General features: G+C 60.8%; 21 protein-coding genes. All 21 read left to right on the top strand.

Annotated features, from left to right (window positions below; all coding sequences use genetic code 11):
* Positions 1-213: 213 nt before the first annotated feature.
* The 21 genes from J1N02_RS05030 to fliI all read left to right on the top strand — a co-directional run bounded on the left by J1N02_RS05030 (position 214) and on the right by fliI (position 24,043).
* A complete protein-coding gene (locus J1N02_RS05030; protein ID WP_027603834.1) occupies positions 214-954 on the top strand; it encodes a flagellar basal body rod protein FlgF in 741 nt (246 codons plus the stop codon).
* 72 nt (positions 955-1,026) lie between these two features.
* Positions 1,027-1,812, top strand: coding sequence for a flagellar basal-body rod protein FlgG (gene flgG / locus J1N02_RS05025; RefSeq protein WP_027603835.1), 786 nt, complete (start codon positions 1,027-1,029; stop codon positions 1,810-1,812).
* Between the two features lie 53 nt (positions 1,813-1,865).
* A complete protein-coding gene (gene flgH, locus J1N02_RS05020) occupies positions 1,866-2,561 on the top strand; it encodes a flagellar basal body L-ring protein FlgH (protein ID WP_092486545.1) in 696 nt (231 codons plus the stop codon).
* Between the two features lie 27 nt (positions 2,562-2,588).
* Positions 2,589-3,677, top strand: a complete 1,089-nt coding sequence (locus J1N02_RS05015; protein ID WP_033901075.1) for a flagellar basal body P-ring protein FlgI — start codon at positions 2,589-2,591, stop codon at positions 3,675-3,677.
* A 4-nt stretch (positions 3,678-3,681) separates the two neighbouring features.
* Entirely contained in the window at positions 3,682-4,950 is a 1,269-nt protein-coding gene (gene flgJ, locus J1N02_RS05010) for a flagellar assembly peptidoglycan hydrolase FlgJ (RefSeq protein WP_421147206.1), read from the top strand.
* A gap of 10 nt (positions 4,951-4,960) precedes the next feature.
* A complete protein-coding gene (gene flgK / locus J1N02_RS05005) occupies positions 4,961-7,009 on the top strand; it encodes a flagellar hook-associated protein FlgK (protein WP_368961219.1) in 2,049 nt (682 codons plus the stop codon).
* A 14-nt stretch (positions 7,010-7,023) separates the two neighbouring features.
* Positions 7,024-8,625: a flagellar hook-associated protein 3 gene (locus tag J1N02_RS05000; RefSeq protein ID WP_027603840.1), complete on the top strand. Its 1,602-nt coding sequence runs from the start codon at positions 7,024-7,026 to the stop codon at positions 8,623-8,625.
* A gap of 274 nt (positions 8,626-8,899) precedes the next feature.
* On the top strand, positions 8,900-9,829 hold the full coding sequence (locus tag J1N02_RS04995) for a ketoacyl-ACP synthase III (protein ID WP_065924951.1): 930 nt from the start codon (positions 8,900-8,902) through the stop codon (positions 9,827-9,829).
* 274 nt (positions 9,830-10,103) lie between these two features.
* The gene (locus tag J1N02_RS04990; protein WP_027603842.1) at positions 10,104-11,528 is read left to right on the top strand and encodes a flagellin; all 1,425 of its coding nucleotides are present in this window, start codon (positions 10,104-10,106) and stop codon (positions 11,526-11,528) included.
* A gap of 74 nt (positions 11,529-11,602) precedes the next feature.
* Complete coding sequence (locus J1N02_RS04985) at positions 11,603-11,956, top strand: flagellar protein FlaG (protein WP_027603843.1); 354 nt, start codon at positions 11,603-11,605, stop codon at positions 11,954-11,956.
* An 80-nt stretch (positions 11,957-12,036) separates the two neighbouring features.
* Positions 12,037-13,428, top strand: coding sequence for a flagellar filament capping protein FliD (gene fliD / locus J1N02_RS04980; protein WP_027603844.1), 1,392 nt, complete (start codon positions 12,037-12,039; stop codon positions 13,426-13,428).
* Positions 13,429-13,568: 140 nt separating this feature from the next.
* Entirely contained in the window at positions 13,569-13,973 is a 405-nt protein-coding gene (fliS, locus tag J1N02_RS04975; RefSeq protein WP_027603845.1) for a flagellar export chaperone FliS, read from the top strand.
* Between the two features lie 41 nt (positions 13,974-14,014).
* Complete coding sequence (fliT, locus tag J1N02_RS04970; protein ID WP_027603846.1) at positions 14,015-14,311, top strand: flagellar protein FliT; 297 nt, start codon at positions 14,015-14,017, stop codon at positions 14,309-14,311.
* Positions 14,312-14,479: 168 nt separating this feature from the next.
* Positions 14,480-15,955, top strand: coding sequence for a sigma-54 dependent transcriptional regulator (locus tag J1N02_RS04965; protein WP_027603847.1), 1,476 nt, complete (start codon positions 14,480-14,482; stop codon positions 15,953-15,955).
* 110 nt (positions 15,956-16,065) lie between these two features.
* Positions 16,066-17,277 (top strand): sensor histidine kinase, encoded by a 1,212-nt coding sequence (locus J1N02_RS04960; protein ID WP_065924955.1) that lies wholly within the window; start codon positions 16,066-16,068, stop codon positions 17,275-17,277.
* 4 nt (positions 17,278-17,281) lie between these two features.
* Entirely contained in the window at positions 17,282-18,658 is a 1,377-nt protein-coding gene (locus J1N02_RS04955; RefSeq protein ID WP_027603849.1) for a sigma-54-dependent transcriptional regulator, read from the top strand.
* A 128-nt stretch (positions 18,659-18,786) separates the two neighbouring features.
* Positions 18,787-19,116, top strand: a complete 330-nt coding sequence (gene fliE, locus J1N02_RS04950) for a flagellar hook-basal body complex protein FliE (protein ID WP_010208741.1) — start codon at positions 18,787-18,789, stop codon at positions 19,114-19,116.
* Between the two features lie 16 nt (positions 19,117-19,132).
* The gene (gene fliF, locus J1N02_RS04945; RefSeq protein ID WP_027603850.1) at positions 19,133-20,911 is read left to right on the top strand and encodes a flagellar basal-body MS-ring/collar protein FliF; all 1,779 of its coding nucleotides are present in this window, start codon (positions 19,133-19,135) and stop codon (positions 20,909-20,911) included.
* Positions 20,904-21,920 carry a flagellar motor switch protein FliG gene (fliG, locus tag J1N02_RS04940; protein ID WP_017527617.1) on the top strand — a complete coding sequence of 339 codons (1,017 nt, stop codon included), beginning with the start codon at positions 20,904-20,906 and terminating at the stop codon, positions 21,918-21,920. The genes fliF and fliG overlap by 8 nt, the downstream gene beginning before the upstream one ends.
* Positions 21,921-21,930: 10 nt before the next feature.
* A complete protein-coding gene (fliH, locus tag J1N02_RS04935) occupies positions 21,931-22,695 on the top strand; it encodes a flagellar assembly protein FliH (protein WP_421147205.1) in 765 nt (254 codons plus the stop codon).
* Positions 22,685-24,043 carry a flagellar protein export ATPase FliI gene (fliI, locus tag J1N02_RS04930; protein ID WP_098478952.1) on the top strand — a complete coding sequence of 453 codons (1,359 nt, stop codon included), beginning with the start codon at positions 22,685-22,687 and terminating at the stop codon, positions 24,041-24,043. Before fliH ends, fliI begins: the two co-directional genes overlap by 11 nt.
* The last annotated feature ends 1 nt before the right edge of the window (position 24,044 follow it).

Genomic DNA, 24,044 nt, shown 5'->3' with positions numbered 1-24,044 from the left:
TTGGTTCTCTGTCACCCGTAAGACGGGTACTTGCCGTAAGCGGCATAAGTCCGCCGTTTTTTCGACTATCTCCAGTCCTTCAAATCCTGCTGCCTGCCCGAAAACCCCAGCCCGCCTGGACTTTCCCCTGTTTTTAAAAGTTGGTTCGCAAATTGCTTAAGCCTCATCAGTACAGCGGTGGGCGGCAAGCCTGCGTCAGAAAGAGGAAAGAGCGTGGACAAGTACCTTTATGTGGCAATGACCGGCGCCAGCCAGAATGCACTGGCGCAGAAGGCCCATGCCAACAACTTGGCGAACATTTCCACCAACGGTTTCCAACGCGACCTGGAACAGGCGCGTTCGATGCCGGTGTTCGGTGACAGCTTTCCGGCGCGTGCGTTTGCCATGACCGAACGTCCCGCGACCGACTTCAGCCCTGGCGCGATGATCGAGACCGGTCGCGACCTGGATGTGGCGGTGAACGGCAATGGCTGGATGGCGGTGCAAACCCCCGATGGCGGTGAAGCCTACGTGCGCAGTGCCAGCATGAACGTCGATGCGCTGGGTGTGCTGCGCGCCGGCAACGGCATGCCGATCATGGGCAACGGTGGCCCGATCGCCGTACCGCCGCAGCAGAAAGTCGAAGTGGGCGCCGACGGCACTATCAGCATCCGCGCCATGGGCGAAGGCCCGCGGGTGATGGCTGAAGTGGACCGCATCAAGCTGGTCCAGCCCGATTTCAAGAATATGAATAAAGGCCTGGATGGCACCATCCATACCAAGGATGGCCAGCCGGCCGTTGCCGACGCGAACGTCACGCTGACCTCGGGTTTCCTGCAGGCGAGCAACGTCAACGCCGTGGAAGAAATGACCGCGGTCCTGGCGCTTTCCAAGCAGTTCGAGTTGCACATCAAGATGATGAACAGCGCCAAGGAAGACGACCAGGCCATGACCCGCGTAATGGCGATGAGCTGATAGCCACGTTATTGACCGACCACCAATTTTTGCAGCGCAGCGCCAACAAACAGGCGCACGAAGGAGAACAGCATGCTTCCGGCTCTATGGGTTGCCAAAACAGGCCTGTCCGCCCAGGACACCAACCTGACCACCATTTCCAACAACTTGGCCAACGTGTCGACCACGGGTTTCAAGCGTGACCGCGCCGAGTTCCAGGACTTGCTCTATCAGATCAAGCGCCAGCCAGGCGCCCAGTCGACCCAGGACAGCGAATTGCCGTCGGGTCTGCAACTGGGTACCGGTGTGAAGATCGTCGGCACCCAGAAGAACTTCAACGCCGGTAACCTGCAGCAGACCGGGCAGCCGCTGGACATGGCCATCAACGGTAAAGGGTTCTTCCAGATCCTGCAGCCGGATGGGACCACGTCCTACACCCGTGACGGTACCTTCCACCTGGACTCCAATGGCCAGATCGTGACGGCCAACGGTTTTGCCCTGGAACCGGCTATCGTCGTGCCGAACAACGCCCAGACCTTCACCGTCGGCAACGACGGCACCGTGTCGATCACCGTGGCCGGTAACCCGGCGTCGCAAGTGATCGGCAACCTGCAAACCGCCGACTTCATCAACCCGGCCGGCCTGCAGGCGATGGGTAACAACCTGTTCCTGGAAACCGCTTCCAGCGGCGCGCCGCAAATCGGCACCCCTGGCCTGAACGGTTTCGGCACCACGCTGCAAAGCACCCTGGAAACCTCCAACGTCAGCACCGTTGAAGAGATGGTCAACATGATCACCACTCAACGCGCCTACGAGATGAACTCCAAGGTGATTTCCACCGCAGACCAGATGCTTTCGTTCGTAACGCAGAATCTGTAATCAAGTCTATGGGGCGCTCCTGAGAGCGCCTGCAACACCGTGAGGTAAGGGTCATGAATCGCTATGTTTCCGTTCTGGCATTGAGTGGGATTGCCGTGCTCGCGGGCTGTGTCGCCCCGACGCCAAAACCCAATGACCCGTACTACGCGCCGGTGTTGCCGCGCACGCCGTTGCCGGCGGCGGCCAACAATGGTTCGATCTACCAGGCCGGTTTCGAACAGAACCTGTACAGCGACCGCAAGGCGTTCCGCGTGGGTGACATCATCACCATCACCCTGAACGAGCGAACCCAGGCGAGCAAGAACGCCAACTCCCAGATCGACAAGACCAGTACGGCCAGCATTGGTTTGAGCTCGCTGTTTGGCGCCGTGCCCAACACCAATAACCCCCTGGGCAATGGTGACCTGAGTCTGAATGCCGGCTACAGCGGTGATCGCGCCACCAACGGCAAGAGCGCGGCAGCGCAGGGCAACAGCTTGAGCGGTTCGGTCACTGTGACGGTGGCCGATGTATTGCCCAACGGCATCATCGCCGTGCGCGGTGAGAAGTGGATGACGCTTAATACCGGCGACGAGCTGGTGCGTATTGCCGGCATGGTCCGTGCCGATGATATTTCCACCGACAACACTGTGTCGTCGACGCGCATTGCCGATGCACGCATTACCTACTCGGGTACGGGTTCGTTCGCTGATGCGAGTCAGCCGGGCTGGTTCGACCGGTTCTTCCTTAGCCCGCTGTTCCCTTTCTAGGTGGCCACTTTGAAACTCAAACAGCTGATGGCGGCGGCACTCCTGCTGAGTCTGAGCGCGGTCGCCCAGGCCGAACGCCTGAAAGACATCGCCAGCATCTCTGGCGTGCGTTCCAACCAGTTGATCGGCTACGGCCTGGTGGTGGGGCTCAATGGCACGGGCGACCAGACCACCCAGACCCCGTTCACCCTGCAGACCTTCAACAACATGCTCTCGCAGTTCGGCATCAAGGTGCCGGCGGGTTCGGGCAACGTGCAGTTGAAGAACGTCGCGGCGGTGTCGATCAGTGCCGACTTGCCGGCGTTTTCCAAGCCGGGCCAGGTGGTCGACATCACCGTGTCGTCCATCGGCAACTCCAAAAGCCTGCGTGGCGGCACCTTGCTGATGACCCCGCTTAAAGGTATCGACGGTAACGTCTATGCCATCGCCCAGGGCAACCTGGTGGTGGGCGGGTTCGACGCCGAAGGTCGCGACGGTTCGAAGATCACTGTCAACGTGCCGTCGGCCGGGCGTATCCCGGGTGGCGCTACGGTTGAACGTACGGTGCCGAGCGGTTTCAACCAGGGCAACAGCCTGACCCTGAACCTCAACCGTTCGGACTTCACCACCGCCAAGCGTGTAGTCGACAAGATCAACGACATGCTCGGCCCTGGTGTGGCCCAGGCCATCGACGGCGGCTCGATCCGCGTCACCGCGCCGCTGGACCCCAGCCAGCGCGTGGACTACCTGTCGATCCTGGAAAACCTCGAAGTCGATCCGGGCCAGGCGGTGGCCAAGGTCATCATCAATTCGCGTACCGGTACCATCGTGATCGGCCAGAACGTCAAGGTCTCGCCGGCGGCGGTGACCCACGGCAGCCTGACCGTGACCATCACCGAAGACCCGATCGTCAGCCAGCCTGGGCCGTTGTCCAATGGCCAGACGGCGGTGGTGCCACGCTCGCGAGTGAATGCCCAGCAGGAAGCCAAGCCGATGTTCAAGTTCGGCCCCGGCACGACGCTGGATGAGATTGTGCGTGCGGTGAACCAGGTGGGGGCAGCGCCAGGCGACTTGATGGCGATCCTCGAAGCGTTGAAACAGGCCGGCGCGTTGCAAGCCGACCTGATCGTGATTTAAGGCCATGGCCATGGACATGCGTAACAGCGGCCTGACCAGCACGGCGGATTCGGGTTCGTATTCCGACTTGAATCGCCTGAACCAACTGAAGGTCGGCGACAAGAACAGCGAAGGCAACATGCGCAAGGTGGCGCAGGAATTCGAATCGCTGTTCTTGAGCGAGATGCTCAAGTCCATGCGCTCGGCCACCGAGGCCCTGGGCAAGGACAACCCGATGAACACCCCGGCCGCCAAGCAGTACCAGGAAATGTACGACCAGCAACTGGCGGTTTCCATGTCCCGCGAAGGCGGCGGTATCGGCCTGGCCGATGTGCTGATGCGCCAGATGCAGAAGAACAAGCCGGTGGACGCCCAGGCGGCCACCTTGCAGGGCCCGGCGTCGGCTGAGGCGGTCAAGAAGGTCGATGTGCCGACGCAAATTGCCGCCGGAACCCAGGCCGAGGGCCCGCTGGGGCGTTCCAATGGCCAGCGTCCACTGTGGGCCTATCGCGTGGCGGAGCCCCAGGCGGGCGCCGCAGCGGCCCACAGCAACGACATCGCACTGATGAACCAGCGCCGTATCGCCTTGCCGAGCAAGCTGACCGATCGCCTGCTCGCCGGTATCGTGCCGAGCACCGACACCACCACCGTTGCCCAGGCGGCGCCGCTGCGTAACAGCGCGGCCGCCGACAATGTGGTCAACAGCACGGCGCGCACGTTTGCCGTGCCGAGCGGGCGCATGCAGGTCTACGGCCGCGCTGTGGCCCAGCCGCCATTGGCACCGGTGAAGAAGGCGTTCAGCTCCCAGGATGAGTTTGTCGCGACCATGTTGCCGATGGCCAAGGCGGCCGCCGCGCGTATCGGTATCGATCCGAAGTACCTGGTGGCCCAGGCCGCCCTGGAAACCGGTTGGGGCAAGTCGGTGATGCGCGCCGAGGATGGCAGCAGCAGCCACAACCTGTTCGGCATCAAGGCCGGCCAGAGCTGGCAGGGCGGCCAGGCCCGTGCAATCACCAGCGAGTTTCGTGATGGGGCGATGGTCAAGGAAACGGCGCAGTTCCGGTCCTACGATTCTTACCAGGACAGCTTCCATGACCTCGTGACATTGCTGCAAAGCAATGATCGCTATAAAGAAGTGGTGAAATCGGCCGATAACCCCGAACAGTTTGTACGCGAGTTGCAAAAAGCCGGGTACGCCACGGACCCGGCCTACGCCAGCAAGATTTCGCAGATCGCAAAAACCATGAACAGTTACCAGAATTACGCTGCCGCGGGCGCGACCACTCATTTATAAGGTCTGAACCATGAGTTTGCTCAATATCGGGATGTCGGGGCTTAACGCCGCTCAAGGATCGTTGTCGGTCTTGAGTAACAACATCGCCAACGCCAATACCGCGGGTTATTCGCGTCAGCAGACCACCCAGAGCGCAAATGCGTCGAACCAGTATGGCGGCGTGTTCATCGGCAGCGGTACCACCCTGGCCGACGTGCGCCGGGTGTACAACGAATACCTGGACACCGCCTACCAGAACAGCACCTCGCTCAACAGCGATGCCAAGGCTTACCTGGATCAGGTCAGTGCCGTCGACAAGACCCTGTCGGACAAGACCACCGGCATGTCGGCGGTACTCAGTTCGTTCTTCGCTGCTGTGCAGACCGCCTCGGCGAACCCCAACGATACCTCGGCCCGCCAGATCCTGCTCACGAACGCCCAGACGCTGAGCAACCGGTTCAACTCCATTTCCAGCCAGTTGAGCCAGCAGAAAGAGACCATTAACAGCCAGTTGTCCTCGATGAGCGATCAGGTCAACCAACTGACTTCGTCGATTGCCTCTCTCAACAAGCAGATCGCCCAGGTGCAGGGTTCGTCGAACACCACCCCGGCCAACCTGCTGGACTCCCGCGCCGAAGCCGTGCGTTCGCTCAATGAGCTGATCGGTGTGACCGCCACTGAGAAGAACGGTGTGTTCAGCGTCAGCACCGGTAGCGGCCAATCCCTGGTGCTGGGTGATAAGTCCAATACCATTTCCGCCGTACCGAGCAAGAGCGACACCAGCCAGTACACGATCCAGCTCAATGCGGCCGGCGGTACGACGATGGATCTGGGCAACGTGATCAGCGGCGGCAGCATCGGCGGCCTGTTGCGCTATCGCAGCGACGCGTTGATTCCTGCGATCAATGACCTGGGGCGCATCGCGATTGCCACCGCCGATACGGTCAACAGCCAGTTGGGCCAGGGCCTGGACCTCAATGGCGAGTTCGGCGCCTCGATGTTCACCGACATCAATAACGCAGCCTCGGTTGCCCTGCGTAGCCTGGCTGCCCAAGGCAACCTGGGCGACGGCGCCCTGGGCGTGACGATCAAGGACACCACTCAGCTGACCAACTTCGATTACAAGGTCAGCTTCAACGACGACACCGACCTCAACAAGATCACGGTACTGCGTTCCGACGGCAAGGCCATGGGCACCTATGACCTCAGTGCCACGCCGCCTCCGGTCATCGATGGGTTCACCCTGGCGGTCAAGAGCGGTACGGTGCAGGCCGGTGACAGCTTCAAGGTCAGCCCCACCGCCAACGGCGCCAAGGAAATCGGCACGGTCCTCAGCGACCCCAGCAAGATTGCCTTTGCCGCGCCGTTGCAGGGCGAGGCCAGCAAGACCAACCAGGGCACCGGCACCTTCACGCCGCCGACGCTCACCGTGCCCCTGGACATACAGGGTGGTGCCGATACGGCACAACTGCGTACCGGCATCGAATACTCGATGCCGGTGAAGATGGTTTTCGGTAAACCGGCGGCCGATGGCACCCAGCCTTATACGCTGAGTAACGCCCAGGGCGATCCCATCGGTTCCGGCACCATCATTCCGGGACAGGCCAATAAGATCAGCATCAGCGTGCCGATGCGTGATGCCAGCGGTGCCTTGGTGTCGCCAGCCAAGAGCTTCAGTTTCGACACCACGGTGGGCGGTTCGCCGGCCAACGGCGACGGCACCTCGTTCTCGTTCAATGCCACCGGCAAGTCCGACAATCGCAACGCCCAGGCACTGCTCGACCTGCAGACCAAGGCAACCGTGGGCCTGGCGGCCGATGGCAGCGGCGGCACCAGCCTGGTGGGCGCCAACAGCAAGCTGGTCTCCACCGTCGGCGCCAAGGCCGCTTCGGCCGGCACTGACAACACCGCTACCGGTGCGCTGCTGGCCGCCAACAAGAACGCGCGCAACTCCGTATCCCAGGTGAACCTGGATGAAGAGGCGGGCGACATGATCAAGTTCCAGCAGTACTACACGGCGTCGTCGCAGATCATCAAGGCTGCGCAAGAAACCTTCAGCACGCTGATCAATAGTCTTTAAGGGAGTCTGGGACGATGCGCATTTCTACACAGCAGTATTACGACACCAGTGCCGTCAAGTATCAGAACAACTATTCCAGCGTTGTGAAGGCCCAGGAACAGGCGAGCTCCGGCGTGCGTGTACAGACCGCTTCGGATGATCCGGTTGCCGCCCAGCGCTTGCTGATGCTGCAACAGCAAAAAGACATGCTGGCCCAGTACAGCGGCAATATCACCAGCATTCAAAATACCCTGACGAACGAAGAAAGCGTGCTGGAGGCGATCAATACAACGATCCAGGCCGGCAGCCAGTTGGCGCTGCGTGCGGGTGGCGTGACCAGTGATGCTGACCGCAAGTCCATCTCGGTCGAGGTGGGCGCGCTTGAAAATCAGCTGTTGGGTTTGCTTAACAGCAAGGATGCGGCGGGCAACTATCTGTTCTCCGGTTCCAAGACCGATACGCCGCCGTATTCGCGCAACAATGATGGTACTTATAGCTATCAAGGCGACGAAAACGAGCTGAGCCTGCAGGTTTCCGAGACGCTGAAGGTGCGCACCAGCGATACGGGCAAGACCATCCTGGAAGGCGCGGTCAACACCAGCCGCACCCAAGCCACCTACACGACGCCTGCAACGGTGGATGACCACAAGGTCGCGATCTCGGCAGGCCTGGTAACGTCGGGCATCGATTACACCAAGCAGTTTGCCGACGGCCAGCCCTATAAGGTGACCTTTACCAGTAGCACGCAGTACGTTGTGACCGACAAGGACAACAACGACATTACTTCGCAGCTTCCAGGTAATGGTACGTTCGACTCCACCAAGGAAGGCAGCGCCAGTATCAATGTACGCGGGGTCAAATTCGATATCACCGCGGACCTCACCGGCGTGGCCACCGGGCCGGATGCCGATGCGTTGGTCGCAGGGCGTGAGTTCACCCTGGCCGCCAAGCCGGACGCGTTCAATGTCTCTCGCACCGCAAGCAACACTTCGGCGGCGCAACTGACCAATGCCCGCGTCAGCAGTGCAGCCGACTACTCCAGTACGTTTCCCAACAGCGGCGTACTGATCAAGTTCGACGATGTCGACCCGACTGCTTATAAGGTGTATGCCCAGCCGTATACCCCCGACAGCAAGCCGATTGTCGATAATGGCGTGATCGTCAGCGGTACGCCGCCAGCCAAGGACACGATCACCGCCGCGGGTGTCACCTTCGAGTTGAGCGGTACGCCGAACACCGGCGATCAGTTTTCGGTCGGCAACACCACCCAGAAAACCCAGAATGCCCTCGACACCCTGAGCCAGCTGCGCCAGGCCCTGGAACAGCCGGCGGATGGTATTCCCGGTGCGCGGGTCAAGCTTCAGGACGCCCTGAACGCCGCGGTCAGTAACCTGACCAACTCGGCCGACCAGGTGGACAACGTGCGTGGCTCCATCGGTGCGCGACAGAATGCACTCACGGTGCAGTCGAGTGAAAACACCAGTGTCGGCCTGGCCAACAAGACCACGATGAGTGACCTGGCCAACATTGACATGGGCGAGGCAGCGATCAACCTGACCCTGCAGCAAACCATGCTGGAGGCCTCGCAGCTGGCTTTCGTGAAAGTCTCGCAGTTGAGCCTGTTCAACAAGATGTAAGTGGCGTCAAGTCAAGCGGCCCGCTCTGGAAACAGGGCGGGCCGCTGCCGTTTCTGGGACTTAATTGTTTGAAGGTTTTGCACAAAGCACACACAATTGAGTGACCTGTGAGTCATAAAGCGCATCTTCACTGTATCGTGTGAAAAGGATAAGTCGTCACAGGGTCCTTGCGGGGCGGCTTTCAGCGAGATTTTTATGGGGTTATCCCCTTTATTGTCAGCACTCCAGGCCACGTCTGGGGTGTTCTCCAGCTATTTAGTATTGGGAAGCCACAATGATTGGCATAAAAAGCATCGCCAGTTACGTGCCGGCAGACGGGATCGATAACTACGCCCAGGGTGCCAAGTTCGCCAAGGATGAAGAATTCATCATCGGCAAGATCGGTTCGGCGTTCCTGCCGCGCAAGGAAGCCGCGCAGGAAACCTCCGACCTGTGTGTCGAGGCGGTCAACGCTTTGTTTGCCAACAACCCGGATTTGAAGCGCGAGTCCATCGATGCCCTGATCGTCGTCACCCAGAACGGCGATGAAGAGGGTTTGCCCCACACGGCCGCGATCGTCCAGGACAAACTCGGCCTGCCCACCCACGTGGCGGCGTTTGATATTTCCCTGGGCTGCTCCGGCTACGTCTACGGCATCTACGCGATGAAGGGCTTCATGGAAGCCACCGGCCTGAAAAACGGCCTGTTGGTCACCGCCGACCCGTATTCGAAGATCGTCGACCCGGAAGACCGCAACACCACCATGCTGTTCGGCGATGCCGCCACCGCCACCTGGATGGGCGAAGACGCGCCGTGGTTGCTGGGCAAGTCCAAGTTCGGCACCGACGGTTCCGGCGCACCGCATCTCAAGGTCAGCGATGGCGTGTTCTTCATGAATGGCCGCCAGGTGTTCAACTTCGCCTTGCTCAAGGTGCCGGCGCATTTGCACGAGCTGCTCGACGAGTCGGACCTTGCGGCCGATGACATCGATGCGTTCTGCATTCACCAGGGCAGTGCGGCGATTGTCGACGCCGTGGCCCGGCGTTTCGAAGACGCGCCGGTGGAGAAGTTCATCAAGGACATGGTCGAGACCGGCAACACCGTGTCGTCGAGCATTCCGTTGCTGCTGGAAAAGCATGTGATGGACGCCACCTGGAAGCGCGTGGCAATCAGCGGTTTTGGCGTGGGCCTGTCGTGGGGATCGGCGATTCTCTATCGTCCGTGACGCTTCGATAGACTGCTTTCTGCGTAAAAGCAAACGCCGATGCTCGAAAGAGCATCGGCGTTTTTTATTTGGCGCCAGAAAACCCAATGAAATATGGGTTTTTAGCCGTCGTAAGCCCTTGAATTACAAGGGGTGGCACGGCGCCATTAAAAAAATCAAAAAAAATCCTCAAGCAACCGGCTACCACGACGATAACTATTACGTAGGTTCTCAGGCCACACCCGGCGGTTGCCAGGGCCGGAAGCCGCAGTATCCATCCAACGAGGATTTCGTCATGGCTTTAACAGTAAACACCAACATTGCTTCGATCACTACTCAGGGCAACCTGAACAAAGCCGGCGGCGCCCTGGCCACCTCCATGCAGCGCCTGTCTTCCGGCCTGCGTATCAACAGCGCTAAAGACGACGCAGCCGGCCTGCAGATCGCTAACCGCCTGACCAGCCAAATCAACGGCCTGGGCCAAGCAGTAAAAAACGTGAACGACGGTATCTCCATCGCTCAGACCGCTGAAGGCGCGATGCAGGCTTCGACCGACATCCTGCAAAAAATGCGTACCCTGGCTCTGTCTTCCGCGACTGGCTCCCTCAGCGCTGACGACCGTAAGTCGAACAACGACGAATACCAGGCCCTGACTTCGGAACTGACCCGTATCTCGCAAACCACTACTTTCGGTGGCCAGAAGCTGCTGGACGGTTCGTACGGTACCAAAGCCATCCAGGTTGGCGCTAACGCTAACGAAACCATCAACCTGAGCCTGGAAAACGTTGCAGCCAACAACATTGGTTCGCAGCAGATCAAAACCAAGGCCATCGTGCCTAGCGCAACTGGCCTGGCTGGCGGCGACATCACTGTTACCGGCAACGGTCAGACCAAAACCGTAACTTACGCTGCAGGCGCTTCGGCTAAAGACATCGCTGCGGGCCTGAACGGTTCGATCGGTGGCCTGACCGCTACCGCCAGCACTGAAGTCAAACTGGAAGTAGGCGCTGCCACTCCGTCGAACTTCAAACTGGCTGTAGGTAGCGGTAATGCTGTTGATTTCGTCGGCGTGAAGGACCTGGCCGGCCTGGCTGACCAGCTGAAATCGAACGCTGCCAAACTGGGCATCAGCGTTAACTACGACGAATCCAACAAAACCCTGTCGGTTAAGTCGGACTCCGGCGAAAACCTGTCGTTCTCGGGTGCTGATGCCAACGCCCAGACCAACATCCTGGTTGGCGCTAAAGACGGCGCTGGCGCATTCGCCACCCCGGCTGCTCTGGGTGCTGCTGCAATCGTTGTGACCGGTCAGGTTTCCCTGGATTCGGCTAAAGGCTACTCCCTGAGCGACGCTGGTACTGGTGTATCGGACTTGTTCTCGGCTGCTACCGTTTCGTCGACCAAGACCACCATCTCTAACACCGATGTGACCGACGCTACCAACGCTCAAAACGCGCTGGCTGTTATCGACAAGGCCATCGGCACCATTGACGGCGTTCGTTCGGGCCTGGGTGCTACTCAGAACCGTCTGACTACCACTGCAGACAACCTGCAGAACATTCAGAAGAACTCCACCGCTGCACGTTCCACCGTTCAGGACGTCGACTTCGCTTCCGAAACCGCCGAACTGACCAAGCAACAAACCCTGCAATCGGCCTCCACCGCGATCCTGTCGCAGGCTAACCAGCTGCCATCCGCTGTACTGAAGCTGCTTCAGTAATTCCAGCGCTTGGTAACTAACGGAAGGGCGCGTCTACGTGCCCTTCCGTTTTTTCGGTTTAGAGGAGATTGGACATGGACATGAGTGTAAAGCTGAACCAGTCTTATCCGCCGGTTGCACCTAAAAGCGCGCCTGCACCGATAGCAGCAACTGACAAAAGCGTCACCAAAGTCCAGGAAACACCGGCCACAGGCAAAGAGCCTGAGCGTGCCGACCTGGAAAAAGCAGTCACTGATATTCGCGAATTCGTACAAGCGGCCCAGCGCAAACTGGACTTTTCCATTGATGACTCCACCCACCGTGTGGTGGTCAAGGTCATCGCCACCGACAGTGGTGAAGTGATTCGCCAGATCCCGTCGGAAACGGCATTGAAGCTGGCACAGAACCTTTCCAGCGCAAGCAACCTGTTGTTTGACGACAAAGTCTGAGCTGGCATGAAACTTGTTGCTGTCGTGGCTTGAGGCGTAATAAGTCAAGATAACGGCAGCCACCGAACAGGAGATAGATGATGGCGGGTTCAACGGTAAGTGGTATCGGTTCGAATATCGATACGCAAGCGATCGTGACATCCTTGGTTAACGCCGAAAAGGTGCCCAAGCAGACGCAGATCAATACCGCGTCCGCGAAAGCGACCACCACGCTGTCTTCGATCGGCAAGGTTCAGGCCGCGCTGGATGCGTTTCGTAACGCCCTGGACACCATGTCCAAGGACAGCAGCTTCACCGGTTTGAGCGGTTCGTCGTCGGATGAAAAGACCGCGACCATGACGGCCAGCAATACGGCCTCGAACGGCAGCTTCCGGTTGATCGTCGACCAGTTGGCCCAGGCGTCCAAGCTGTCGAGCAAGATCTTCAGCGGTGGCACTTCGACGGTTGTCAACGCGACGGATAAGCCGACCACGTTGACCATCAGTCAGTCCGGCAAGGCTTACGACCTCAGCGTTCCAGCCGGCGCGACCCTGCAGCAGGTACGTGACTCGATCAATACGCAGTTTGGCACGTCGGGGCTGAGTGCCAACATCCAGACCGATTCCAACGGTTCTCGATTGATCCTGACCTCTACCAATATGGGGACGGGCTCGGACCTCACGCTGTCTGGCACCTCGGGGCTGGATGTGGGCGCCACGGTCGTTGATCCTCCCAAGGATGCGCAATACAGCATTGATGGGGTTGCGTCTGTGTCCAAGTCCAACACCATCACTGGTGCTCTTAGTGGCGTGGATATCAAGCTGGTAGCTACGTCGACTTACAAAACGGGCAGTGAGGGTGAAAAGAACGCCACGCTCATCACCGTCAGCACCAACAACACCGCGCTCAAGTCCGGGGTCAAGGGGTTCATTGACACCTACAACGCCCTGATCACAGCGATGAACGCCGAAACCAAGGTCACCACGAACCTGGACGGCAGCACCACTGCGGCAGCGTTGACGGGTGACTCGACCATGCGTTCGTTGCAGAGCACGATCCGCAATGAGTTCAACGCGCTGTCGGGCAACGGGGCCTTCAAGTCCCTGGCTCAGTTCGGCGTGACCACCAGTTCGACCACTGGTCTGCTGGCGATTGATGACAAAAAGTGGGACGCGGCGGTTAAAACCAACGGGGCCGACATCAACAGTATGTTCAGTGGCAAAGACGGCATGCTGGCGCGGATGAAAAGCGCCACGGATGACTTTGCCAAGGCAAGCACCGGGATCCTGGCGACGCGCTCTACCTCCTTGTCGAACACGTTGAAGGATCTGACCAAGGATCAAGCCACGCTCGACGAGCGCATGACCCTGCTCACCAGCAGCCTGTCGGCCAAATACAACGCCATGGACACCCTGGTCGCCCAATTGCGTCAGCAAAGCACCAGTGTCATGACCACACTCAATGCGTTGAACAACGTCAAAACCAATTCTTGATCCCCTGCTGATGCAAAAAGGCCAGGCAAACTGCCTGGCTTTTTTTATCGGGGTACGACTGGCCCTAAAGCTTTTTGCGGGTCAGTCGACATATTGGTTACTAGAATCCTTTTCGCTGTCGCCTGTCACGAGGTAGAAACATGAATCCCATGAGAGCCCTTCGCCAATACCAGAAGGTCAATTCCCATGCTCAGATCTCCGAAGCCAGCCCACATCGCCTGGTGCAGATGCTGATGGAAGGCGGGCTGGACCGTATGGCCCAGGCCAAGGGGGCGCTGGCGCGTGGCGACATCGCCCAGAAGGGCCTGATGCTGGGCAAGGCCATCGATATCGTGATCGGCCTGCGCGACGGCCTGAATGCTGAAAAGAGTGACAACCCGGCTTACGTCCAGCAGTTGGAAAGTCTGTATGCGTACATGACCAACCGTCTGATGGAAGCGAACCTGCATAACGATGCCGACATGATCGACGAAGTCGCCCGTTTGCTGATTACCGTGAAAGAAGGCTGGGATGCCATCGCTGTGCCACAGGCTGCAACCGAGTAAGGCGCAGCAGAGAAGGGCCTGAGGGCCTTGAGGAATACGTCATGAGCCAAGCATTGCAACGCATTGATGAAACCCGTGAAGCGCTGATCGGCGCGCTGGCAGACCGTAACTGGGACGCCATTGGCGAGCTGGACATGGGCTGTCGCAACGTGATCGACGAGGTGCTCAGCGAAGCGCCGGTGGATGAGGATGCGTTGCGTGAAAAGCTTGAGAGCCTGTTGGCGGTATACCAGCAGTTGCTTGAGGTGACGACGGGCGAGCGCCAGGCGATTTTTGAAGAGATGTCGCAGATCAACCAAGCGAAGAACGCGTCAAAGGTTTACCATTTGTTCGGCTGAACAGGCGCAGTTAATCCGAACGGCGCGTCATAAATTTGACCGTGCCAGCTTTTTTGACTTAACTAGTGCTGTTTTCAGATTTCAGACGTCTATAAAGTAAGAAGTCTTACGGCCGTCTCGATTGCCCCTACACTGGGCAGAGCGTTTTACTAGGGAAGTTGCTATTGCATGTGGCGTGAAACCAAAATTCTGCTGATCGATGACGATAGCGTCCGCCGCCGCGATTTAGCGGTGATTTTGAATTTTCTTGGCGAAGAAAATCTGCCCTGCGGCAGCCATGACTGGCAGCAGGTAGTCAGCTCATTGTCATCGAGCCGTGAAGTCATCTGTGTGCTGATCGGGACGGTAAACGCTCCTGGCGCTGTTTTGGGCTTGTTAAAGACACTGTCAACCTGGGATGAGTTCCTTCCGGTGTTGCTAATAGGCGATATTTCTTCTGTCGACCTGCCCGAAGACCAGCGCCGTCGTGTGCTTTCCACCCTGGAAATGCCCCCCAGCTACAGCAAACTGCTCGATTCCCTGCACCGTGCCCAGGTCTATCGCGAGATGTACGACCAGGCCCGCGAGCGCGGTCGCCACCGCGAACCCAACCTGTTCCGCAGCCTGGTCGGCACCAGCCGTGCCATCCAGCACGTGCGCCAGATGATGCAGCAGGTGGCCGATACCGACGCCAGCGTGCTGATCCTCGGCGAGTCGGGCACCGGCAAGGAAGTGGTCGCGCGCAACCTGCACTACCACTCCAAGCGCCGCGACGGGCCTTTTGTGCCGGTCAACTGCGGAGCGATCCCGGCAGAGCTGCTCGAAAGTGAATTGTTCGGCCACGAGAAGGGCGCCTTTACCGGGGCGATCACCAGCCGTGCCGGGCGTTTCGAGCTGGCCAACGGCGGCACCCTGTTCCTCGACGAAATCGGCGACATGCCGTTGCCGATGCAGGTCAAGCTGCTGCGCGTCTTGCAGGAGCGCACCTTCGAGCGCGTGGGCAGTAACAAGACCCAGAGCGTCGACGTGCGCATCATCGCCGCGACCCACAAGAACCTCGAAAGCATGATCGAGGTCGGCAGCTTCCGCGAAGACCTGTACTACCGCCTCAACGTATTCCCGATCGAGATGGCCCCGCTGCGTGAGCGCGTGGAAGATATCCCGCTGCTGATGAACGAACTGATCTCGCGCATGGAGCACGAAAAGCGCGGTTCGATCCGCTTCAACTCGGCCGCGATCATGTCCCTGTGCCGCCATGGCTGGCCGGGCAACGTCCGGGAGCTGGCCAACCTGGTGGAGCGCATGGCGATCATGCATCCCTACGGTGTGATCGGCGTGGTCGAGCTGCCGAAGAAATTCCGCTACGTCGACGACGAAGACGAGCAACTGGTCGACAGCCTGCGCAGCGACATGGAAGAACGGGTTGCCATCAACGGCCACACCCCGGACTTCGGCTCCACCGCCATGCTGCCGCCCGAAGGCCTGGACTTGAAAGACTACCTCGGCAACCTCGAGCAGGGGTTGATCCAGCAGGCCTTGGACGACGCCAACGGCATCGTCGCCCGTGCCGCCGAGCGCCTGCGCATCCGTCGAACCACCCTGGTGGAGAAGATGCGCAAGTACGGAATGAGCCGCAAAGAAGGTGATGAACAGGCAGATGATTGACGCCTGTTTTCCAAGCCGCTGATATTTCAGCGGTTTTTTTTCGGCACAACTATTGCTACAGCCCTCGCAACGTTCCGTTTAACTGACGGTCAGCCAAGCGAGAGAGCATCATGCCCCACGCCGCCCAACTATCTTCGGCCCCTGCCATCCAGGGGCTGGTTCCGCCTGTCGAGCCGCCGACCCGCCAGGGTCTTGAACAGGCGTTCTCGCAGTTCAGCCAGATGTCGAGCCAGCTGACCGACTCCTACAGCCTGCTGGAAGCCCGGGTCTCCGAGCTGAAAGGCGAACTGGCCGTGGTCAGCGCCCAGCGCATGGAAGAGTTGGCCGAGAAAGAGCGCCTGGCCAATCGTCTGCAAAACCTGTTGTCGCTGTTGCCCGGTGGCGTGATCGTCATCGATGAAGAAGGCCGCGTGCGTGAAGCCAACCCGGCGGCCTGCGACATGCTCGGTCTGCCGCTGGAAGGCGAGCTGTGGCGCCATGTCATCACCCGCTGCTTTGCGCCGCGTGAGGACGATGGCCACGAAATCTCCCTGAAGGACGGGCGCCGCCTGTCCATCGCCACCCGTTCCCTGGATGCGGAGCCGGGCCAGTTGGTGCTGCTTAACGACCTGACTGAAACCCGTCATCTGCAAGACCAGTTGGCGCGCCATGAGCGTTTGTCCTCGTTGGGGCGGATGGTCGCTTCGTTGGCGCATCAGATCCGTACGCCGTTGTCGGCTGCGTTGATCTACGCCAGTCATTTGACTGATGAGCAATTGCCCGCCGCCACGCACCAGCGTTTTGCCGGGCGCCTGAAGGAGCGCCTGCATGAATTGGAGCACCAGGTCCGCGACATGCTGGTATTTGCCCGCGGCGAATTGCCGCTGACCGACCGCGTGACGCCGGCCCAGCTGATGCAGGCCCTGCAAGCGGCGGCCGCTGCCCATATCCAGGACGTGCACGTGCGTTGGCAGTGCGACAGCCACCTCGGCGAGCTGCTCTGCAACCGCGACACCCTGGTGGGCTCGCTGCTCAACCTGATCGAAAACGCCACCCAGGCCAGCGGTCCCGGCGCGCGGCTCAAGGTGCACCTGTACAACCGCGAGCAAACCCTGCGCCTGTGCATCAGCGACAGCGGCAGCGGTATCGACCCGGTGGTGCTCAAGCGCCTGGGTGAACCCTTTTTCACCACCAAAACCAACGGCACCGGCCTGGGCCTGACCGTGGTCAAGGCGGTGGCGCGTGCCCATCAGGGAGAATTGCAGCTGCATTCCCGCGTTGGGCGTGGCACCTGTGCATTGATGACCTTGCCGCTGTTTTCATGCGCGGCAAGCGCGGAGTAAGGATATGGCTATCAAGGTTCTGTTGGTGGAAGACGATCGCGCCCTGCGTGAAGCATTGGCTGACACGCTGTTGTTGGCGGGCCATGACTACCGGGCGGTCGGTTCTGCCGAGGACGCCTTGGACGCGGTGGAGCAGGAAGCCTTCAGCCTGGTGGTCAGCGACGTGAACATGCCCGGCATGGACGGCCACCAGTTGCTCGGCCTGCTGCGTGCGCGTCAGCCGCAGCTGCCGGTGTTGCTGATGACCGCCCACGGTGCGGTGGAGCGTGCCGTGGACGCGATGCGTCAGGGCGCCGCGGATTACCTGGTCAAGCCCTTCGAGCCTAAAGCCCTGATCGAACTGGTGGCCCGTCACGCCCTGGGGGTAATCCCGGCCAACGAAGGCGAGGGCCCGATCGCCTTCGAGCCGGCCAGTGCACAATTGCTCGAGTTGGCAGCCCGTGTGGCGCGCAGTGACTCCACCGTGCTGATCTCCGGCGAGTCCGGCACTGGTAAAGAGGTGCTGGCGCGTTATATCCACCAGCAGTCGACCCGCGCCCAGCAACCGTTTATCGCCATCAACTGCGCGGCGATCCCCGACAACATGCTTGAAGCCACCCTGTTCGGTCATGAGAAAGGTTCGTTCACCGGGGCCATCGCGGCCCAGGCGGGCAAGTTCGAACAGGCCGATGGCGGCACGATTTTGCTGGATGAGATCTCGGAAATGCCCCTGGGCCTGCAAGCCAAGTTGCTGCGGGTGCTGCAAGAGCGCGAAGTGGAGCGGGTGGGTGCGCGCAAGCCGATCCAGTTGGACATCCGTGTGGTCGCCACCACCAACCGTGACCTCGCCGGCGAAGTGGCGGCGGGGCGCTTCCGGGAAGACCTGTTCTATCGGCTTTCGGTGTTCCCCCTGGCCTGGCGCCCGCTGCGTGAACGCCCGGCAGATATCATTCCGCTGGCCGAGCGCCTGCTGAACAACCACGTCAAAAAAATGAAGCACGCCCAGGCGCGGCTGTCGGCGCAAGCCCAGGCCTGCCTGATCAGTTATCCATGGCCCGGCAACGTGCGGGAGTTGGACAACGCCATCCAGCGCGCGCTGATCCTGCAGCAAGGCGGCCTGATCCAGCCCCAGGATTTCTGCCTGGCCATGGGCACTGGTGCGGCGCCATTGCCCTCGTTGGCGCCCGCACCGGTGGTTGCAGAGGCTGAGTCTGCCGGTGCCCTCGGCGACGACCTGCGTCGCCGCGAATTCCAGATGATCATCGACACCCTGCGCGCCGAGCGCGGCCGGCGCAAAGAGGCCGCCGAGCGCCTGGGCATCAGCCCGCGCACCCTGCGCTACAAGCTGGCGCAGATGCGTGACGCTGGAATGGATGTGGAAGCGTATCTATTCGCCACGTAACCGGTAAGAAGGTCGACAATGTTTGTCGCCTTTTCTTACGAGCTGATGCGGATCTGGCACCCTTGTTGCTACCTCCCCTAGTAATCGCTGCGTAGTGTCAAAAAATTGCAGGTTGGAGAGAGAAGGTCATGAGCCAGGGTATTGAGTTCAATCGGTTGATGTTGGATATGCGCGCCATGCAGATGGATGCCATGGCTCAACCGAAATCCGTCGCGCCAGCGCCGGAATTGGGCCAAAGCAGCTTTGCCGACATGCTCGGCCAGGCCATCAACAAAGTCAGTGATACCCAGCAAGCTTCCAGCCAGTTGGCCAATGCGTTCGAGATCGGCAAAAGCGGCGTGGACCTCACCGATGTGATGGTCGCCTCGCAAAAGGCCAGCGTTTCCTTCCAGGCCCTGACCCAAGTGCGTAACAAGCTGGTTCAGGCCTATCAAGACATCATGCAGATGCCGGTTTAAGGGCGAGATTTAAGTCATGGCAGAAGCAGTCTCCGACAACGTACCCGCCAAGACAGACGGCAAGCCGCCGCTGTTTGGCCTGTCGTTCCTGGAAAACCTCTCGGAAATGACCATGCTGCGTCAGGTGGGCCTGATGGTCGGCCTGGCTGCCAGCGTGGCGATTGGTTTCGCCGTGGTGTTGTGGTCGCAGCAACCCGATTACCGGCCGTTGTACGGCAGCCTGGCGGGCATGGATTCCAAGCAGATCATGGAAACCCTCGCCGCCGCCGACATTGCCTACACCGTGGAGCCCAACTCCGGCGCCCTGCTGGTCAAGGCCGACGATGTGGCCCGTGCGCGCATGAAGCTGGCTGCCGCCGGCGTGACCCCGTCCGACAGCAATATCGGTTTCGAGATCCTCGACAAGGACCAGGGCCTGGGGACCAGCCAGTTCATGGAAGCCACCCGCTACCGTCGTGGCCTTGAAGGCGAGCTGGCGCGCACCATTTCCAGCCTGAACAACGTCAAGGGTGCCCGCGTGCACCTGGCGATTCCGAAAAGCTCGGTGTTTGTGCGCGATGAGCGCAAGCCAAGTGCGTCGGTATTGGTCGAACTGTTTTCCGGTCGCTCCCTGGAGCCTGGCCAGGTCATGGCGATCATCAACCTGGTGGCCACCAGCGTTCCCGAACTGAGCAAGTCGCAGATCACCGTGGTCGACCAGAAGGGCAACCTGCTCTCCGACATGGCCGAAAACTCCGCGCTGACCCAGGCCGGCAAGCAGTTCGACTACAGCCGCCGCATGGAAAGCATGCTCACCCAGCGTGTGCACAACATCCTGCAACCGGTGCTGGGCAATGACCGCTACAAGGCGGAAGTGTCTGCCGACGTGGACTTCAGTGCCGTCGAGTCGACCTCCGAGCAGTTCAACCCGGACCAGCCGGCCCTGCGCAGTGAGCAATCGACCAGCGAACAACGTACCGCCAGCAATGGCCCGCAAGGTGTGCCCGGTGCCCTGAGCAACCAGCCGCCGGCCCCGGCTTCGGCGCCGCAAACCACCGGTGGCGCCGCAGCCACCGCGGGCGCCATCCAGCCTGGCCAGCCATTGTTGGATGCCAACGGCCAGCAGATCATGGACCCGGCCACCGGCCAGCCGATGCTCGCGCCGTACCCGGCGGACAAGCGTAACCAGTCCACCAAGAACTTCGAACTCGACCGTTCCATCAGCCACACCAAGCAGCAGCAGGGTCGCGTCAATCGCCTGTCGGTGTCGGTGGTGGTGGATGACCAGGTCAAGGTCAACGCCGCTGACGGTGCTGTAACGCGTGCACCGTGGAGCGCCGACGAATTGGCGCGCTTCACACGCCTGGTGCAGGACGCCGTTGGTTTTGACGCCAGTCGGGGTGACAGCGTCAGCGTGATCAACATGCCGTTCTCCGCCGAGCGTGGCGAAGTGATCGCCGAAGCGGCGTTCTACACCCAGCCGTGGTTCTGGGACATCGTCAAGCAAGTGCTGGGTGTGTTGTTCATCCTGGTGCTGGTGTTCGGCGTGCTGCGCCCGGTGCTCAACAACATCACCGGCAACGGCAAGAAACAACTGGCGGCCTTCGGTGGCAGCGATGTCGAGTTGGGTGGCATGGGCGGCCTGGACGGCGAACTGGCCAACGACCGCGTCAGCCTCGGCGGCCCGCAAAGCATCCTGTTGCCGAGCCCGAGCGAAGGCTATGACGCGCAGTTGAACGCAATCAAAAGTCTGGTAGCAGAAGACCCGGGCCGTGTGGCCCAGGTCGTGAAAGAGTGGATTAACGCAGATGAGTGATCGAGCCGCTGTTGCCAAGCTCTCCCGGGTCGACAAAGCCGCAGTCCTGCTGCTGTCCCTGGGGGAAACCGACGCCGCCCAAGTGCTGCGCCACATGGGCCCCAAAGAGGTCCAGCGGGTGGGCGTGGCCATGGCGCAAATGCGCAATGTGCACCGCGAGCAAGTCGAACAGGTGATGAGCGAGTTCGTCGAGATCGTCGGCGACCAGACCAGCCTGGGCGTCGGCTCCGACAGCTACATCCGCAAGATGCTCACCTCGGCCCTGGGCGAAGACAAGGCCAACGGCCTGATCGACCGCATCCTGCTGGGCGGCAACACCAGTGGCCTGGACAGCCTCAAGTGGATGGAACCGCGCGCGGTCGCCGACGTGATCCGCTACGAGCACCCGCAGATCCAGGCAATCGTGGTGGCCTACCTCGACCCGGACCAGGCCGGTGAAGTCCTCGGCCACTTCGACCATAAGGTGCGCCTGGACATCATCCTGCGCGTGTCATCGCTGAACACCGTGCAGCCGGCGGCCCTGAAGGAACTCAACACGATTCTCGAGAAACAGTTCTCGGGCAACTCGAACGCCTCGCGCACCACCCTGGGTGGTATCAAGCGCGCGGCCGACATCATGAACTTCCTCGACAGCTCGGTCGAAGGCCAGTTGATGGACTCGATCCGCGAGATCGACGACACCCTGTCCGGCCAGATCGAAGACCTCATGTTCGTGTTCAACAACCTCTCCGATGTCGACGACCGTGGCATCCAGGCGTTGCTGCGCGAAGTGTCCTCCGACGTGCTGGTACTGGCCCTCAAGGGCTCGGACGAAGGCGTCAAGGAGAAGATCTTCAAGAACATGTCCAAGCGTGCCTCCGAGCTGTTGCGCGACGACCTGGAAGCCAAGGGTCCGGTGCGCGTCAGCGACGTGGAAACCGCGCAGAAAGAAATCCTCACCATTGCCCGCCGTATGGCCGAAGCCGGAGAAATCGTTCTCGGTGGGAAGGGCGGCGAAGAAATGATCTAAGGCGCTCCCCATGTCGAACAAAGATGAGGCGCCCAGCGATCTGATTCGCGCACGGGACGTCGGTGGGTTCGACATCTGGTCGTTGCCCAGCTTCGATCCGCATGTGCCCGAGCCCGAGCCGGAACCGGTTGAAGAGCCGCCGGTGGAAATGGAAGAAGTGCCGCTGGAGGAAGTCCAGCCACTGACCCTGGAAGAGTTGGAAAGCATCCGTCAGGAGGCCTACAACGAAGGCTTCGCCGCTGGCGAGAAAGACGGTTTTCGCAGCACTACCCTCAAGGTGCGCCAGGAGGCCGAGGTGGCGCTGAGCGTCAAGCTGGCCAGCCTGGAGCGCCTGATGGGCAACCTGTTCGCGCCCATCGCCGAGCAGGATTCGCAGATCGAAAAATCCATGGTCGGCCTGGTACAGCACATCACCCGCCAGGTGATCCAGCGCGAACTGGTGCTGGATTCCAGCCAGATCGAAAGCGTGATGCGCGAAGCCCTCAAGTTGTTGCCCCTGGGCGTCGGTAATGTGCGGCTGTACATCAACCCGCAGGACTTCGAACAGGTCAAAGCGATGCGCGAGCGCCATGAAGAAACCTGGCGCATCGTCGAAGATGCGGCGCTGCAGCCCGGCGGTTGCCGGGTCGAGACCGAGCACAGCCGCATCGATGCCACGGTGGAAACCCGCATCAGCCAGATCATGGCCAAGCTGCTTGATCAACAACACGAGCAGGCGCTGAACCCGGCCGAACCGGACCTGAGCGTGGACCTGGACGCCCCCGATGCGCCTTGATCGCACCAGCTTCGCCAAGCGCCTGGGCGGCTATGCCGAGGCCACCGAATTGCCCGGCCAGCCAATCCTCGAAGGGCGCCTGTTGCGCATGGTCGGCCTGACCCTCGAAGCCGAGGGCCTGCGGGCCGCCATGGGCAGCCGCTGCATGGTGATCAACGACGACAGCTACCATCCGGTGCAGGTCGAAGCCGAAGTGATGGGTTTTTCCGGCAACAAGATTTTCCTCATGCCCGTCGGCAGCCTGGCCGGCATCGCCCCCGGCGCCCGTGTGGTGCCCCTGGCCGACACCGGCCGCCTGCCCATGGGCATGGGCATGCTCGGCCGGGTGCTGGACGGCGCCGGTCGCGCACTGGACGGCAAGGGCGGCATGAAAGCCGAAGACTGGGTGCCGATGGACGGCCCCACCATCAACCCGCTCAACCGCAACCCCATCAGTGTGCCGCTGGACGTGGGGATTCGCAGCATCAACGGTTTATTGACGGTCGGCCGCGGCCAGCGTCTGGGCCTGTTCGCGGGTACGGGGGTGGGTAAGTCGGTGTTGCTCGGCATGATGACGCGCTTTACCGAGGCCGACATCATCGTGGTGGGCCTGATCGGCGAGCGGGGCCGCGAGGTGAAGGAGTTCATCGAACACAGCCTCGGCGAAGAAGGCCTCAAGCGTTCGGTCGTCGTTGCGTCGCCGGCGGACGATGCACCGCTGATGCGTCTGCGCGCGGCCATGTACTGCACACGCATCGCCGAATATTTTCGCGACAAGGGCAAGAACGTCCTGTTGCTGATGGACTCGCTCACCCGTTTCGCCCAGGCCCAGCGGGAAATCGCCCTGGCCATCGGCGAGCCCCCGGCCACCAAGGGCTATCCGCCGTCGGTGTTCGCCAAGCTGCCCAAACTGGTGGAGCGCGCCGGTAATGCCGAGGCCGGTGGCGGCTCGATCACCGCGTTCTACACCGTATTGTCCGAAGGCGATGACCAGCAGGATCCCATCGCCGACTCGGCGCGGGGTGTGCTCGACGGCCACATCGTGCTGTCGCGGCGTCTGGCGGAGGAGGGGCACTACCCGGCCATCGACATCGAAGCGTCCATCAGCCGGGTCATGCCGGCGGTGGTCACGCCGGAGCATATGGCCCGCGCGCAGCAGTTCAAGCAGCTGTGGTCGCGTTATCAACAGAGCCGCGACTTGATCAGCGTCGGCGCCTACGTGGCCGGCGGCGACCGCGACACCGACCTGGCGATCGCCCTGCAACCGCAGTTGGTGACCTACTTGCGCCAGGGCCTCAACGACAAGATCAGCATGGGTGAAAGCGAAGCGCACCTGGGTTCGATCTTCGCTCCTGCGCCGGGTGGCTAAG

Origin of the sequence: Pseudomonas sp. NFX5, assembly GCF_049132125.1 — a bacterium.
Classification (GTDB): domain Bacteria; phylum Pseudomonadota; class Gammaproteobacteria; order Pseudomonadales; family Pseudomonadaceae; genus Aquipseudomonas; species Aquipseudomonas marginalis.
This window is presented reverse-complemented; position numbering and strand designations above follow the sequence as displayed.

Bases quoted from the DNA above. Each gene is read 5' to 3' on its own strand.
- fliG (WP_017527617.1), top strand. From the start codon at position 20,904: ATGAGTGATCGAGCCGCTGTTGCCAAGCTCTCCCGGGTCGACAAAGCC.
- flgJ (WP_421147206.1), top strand. From the start codon at position 3,682: ATGGCCATGGACATGCGTAACAGCGGCCTGACCAGCACGGCGGATTCG.
- J1N02_RS04990 (WP_027603842.1), top strand. From the start codon at position 10,104: ATGGCTTTAACAGTAAACACCAACATTGCTTCGATCACTACTCAGGGC.
- J1N02_RS04955 (WP_027603849.1), top strand. From the start codon at position 17,282: ATGGCTATCAAGGTTCTGTTGGTGGAAGACGATCGCGCCCTGCGTGAA.
- flgH (WP_092486545.1), top strand. From the start codon at position 1,866: ATGAATCGCTATGTTTCCGTTCTGGCATTGAGTGGGATTGCCGTGCTC.
- J1N02_RS04960 (WP_065924955.1), top strand. From the start codon at position 16,066: ATGCCCCACGCCGCCCAACTATCTTCGGCCCCTGCCATCCAGGGGCTG.
- fliE (WP_010208741.1), top strand. From the start codon at position 18,787: ATGAGCCAGGGTATTGAGTTCAATCGGTTGATGTTGGATATGCGCGCC.
- fliT (WP_027603846.1), top strand. From the start codon at position 14,015: ATGAGCCAAGCATTGCAACGCATTGATGAAACCCGTGAAGCGCTGATC.
- fliF (WP_027603850.1), top strand. From the start codon at position 19,133: ATGGCAGAAGCAGTCTCCGACAACGTACCCGCCAAGACAGACGGCAAG.
- fliI (WP_098478952.1), top strand. From the start codon at position 22,685: ATGCGCCTTGATCGCACCAGCTTCGCCAAGCGCCTGGGCGGCTATGCC.
- fliS (WP_027603845.1), top strand. From the start codon at position 13,569: ATGAATCCCATGAGAGCCCTTCGCCAATACCAGAAGGTCAATTCCCAT.
- J1N02_RS05015 (WP_033901075.1), top strand. From the start codon at position 2,589: ATGGCGGCGGCACTCCTGCTGAGTCTGAGCGCGGTCGCCCAGGCCGAA.
- J1N02_RS04985 (WP_027603843.1), top strand. From the start codon at position 11,603: ATGGACATGAGTGTAAAGCTGAACCAGTCTTATCCGCCGGTTGCACCT.
- J1N02_RS05000 (WP_027603840.1), top strand. From the start codon at position 7,024: ATGCGCATTTCTACACAGCAGTATTACGACACCAGTGCCGTCAAGTAT.
- fliD (WP_027603844.1), top strand. From the start codon at position 12,037: ATGGCGGGTTCAACGGTAAGTGGTATCGGTTCGAATATCGATACGCAA.
- flgK (WP_368961219.1), top strand. From the start codon at position 4,961: ATGAGTTTGCTCAATATCGGGATGTCGGGGCTTAACGCCGCTCAAGGA.
- J1N02_RS04995 (WP_065924951.1), top strand. From the start codon at position 8,900: ATGATTGGCATAAAAAGCATCGCCAGTTACGTGCCGGCAGACGGGATC.
- flgG (WP_027603835.1), top strand. From the start codon at position 1,027: ATGCTTCCGGCTCTATGGGTTGCCAAAACAGGCCTGTCCGCCCAGGAC.
- fliH (WP_421147205.1), top strand. From the start codon at position 21,931: ATGTCGAACAAAGATGAGGCGCCCAGCGATCTGATTCGCGCACGGGAC.
- J1N02_RS04965 (WP_027603847.1), top strand. From the start codon at position 14,480: ATGTGGCGTGAAACCAAAATTCTGCTGATCGATGACGATAGCGTCCGC.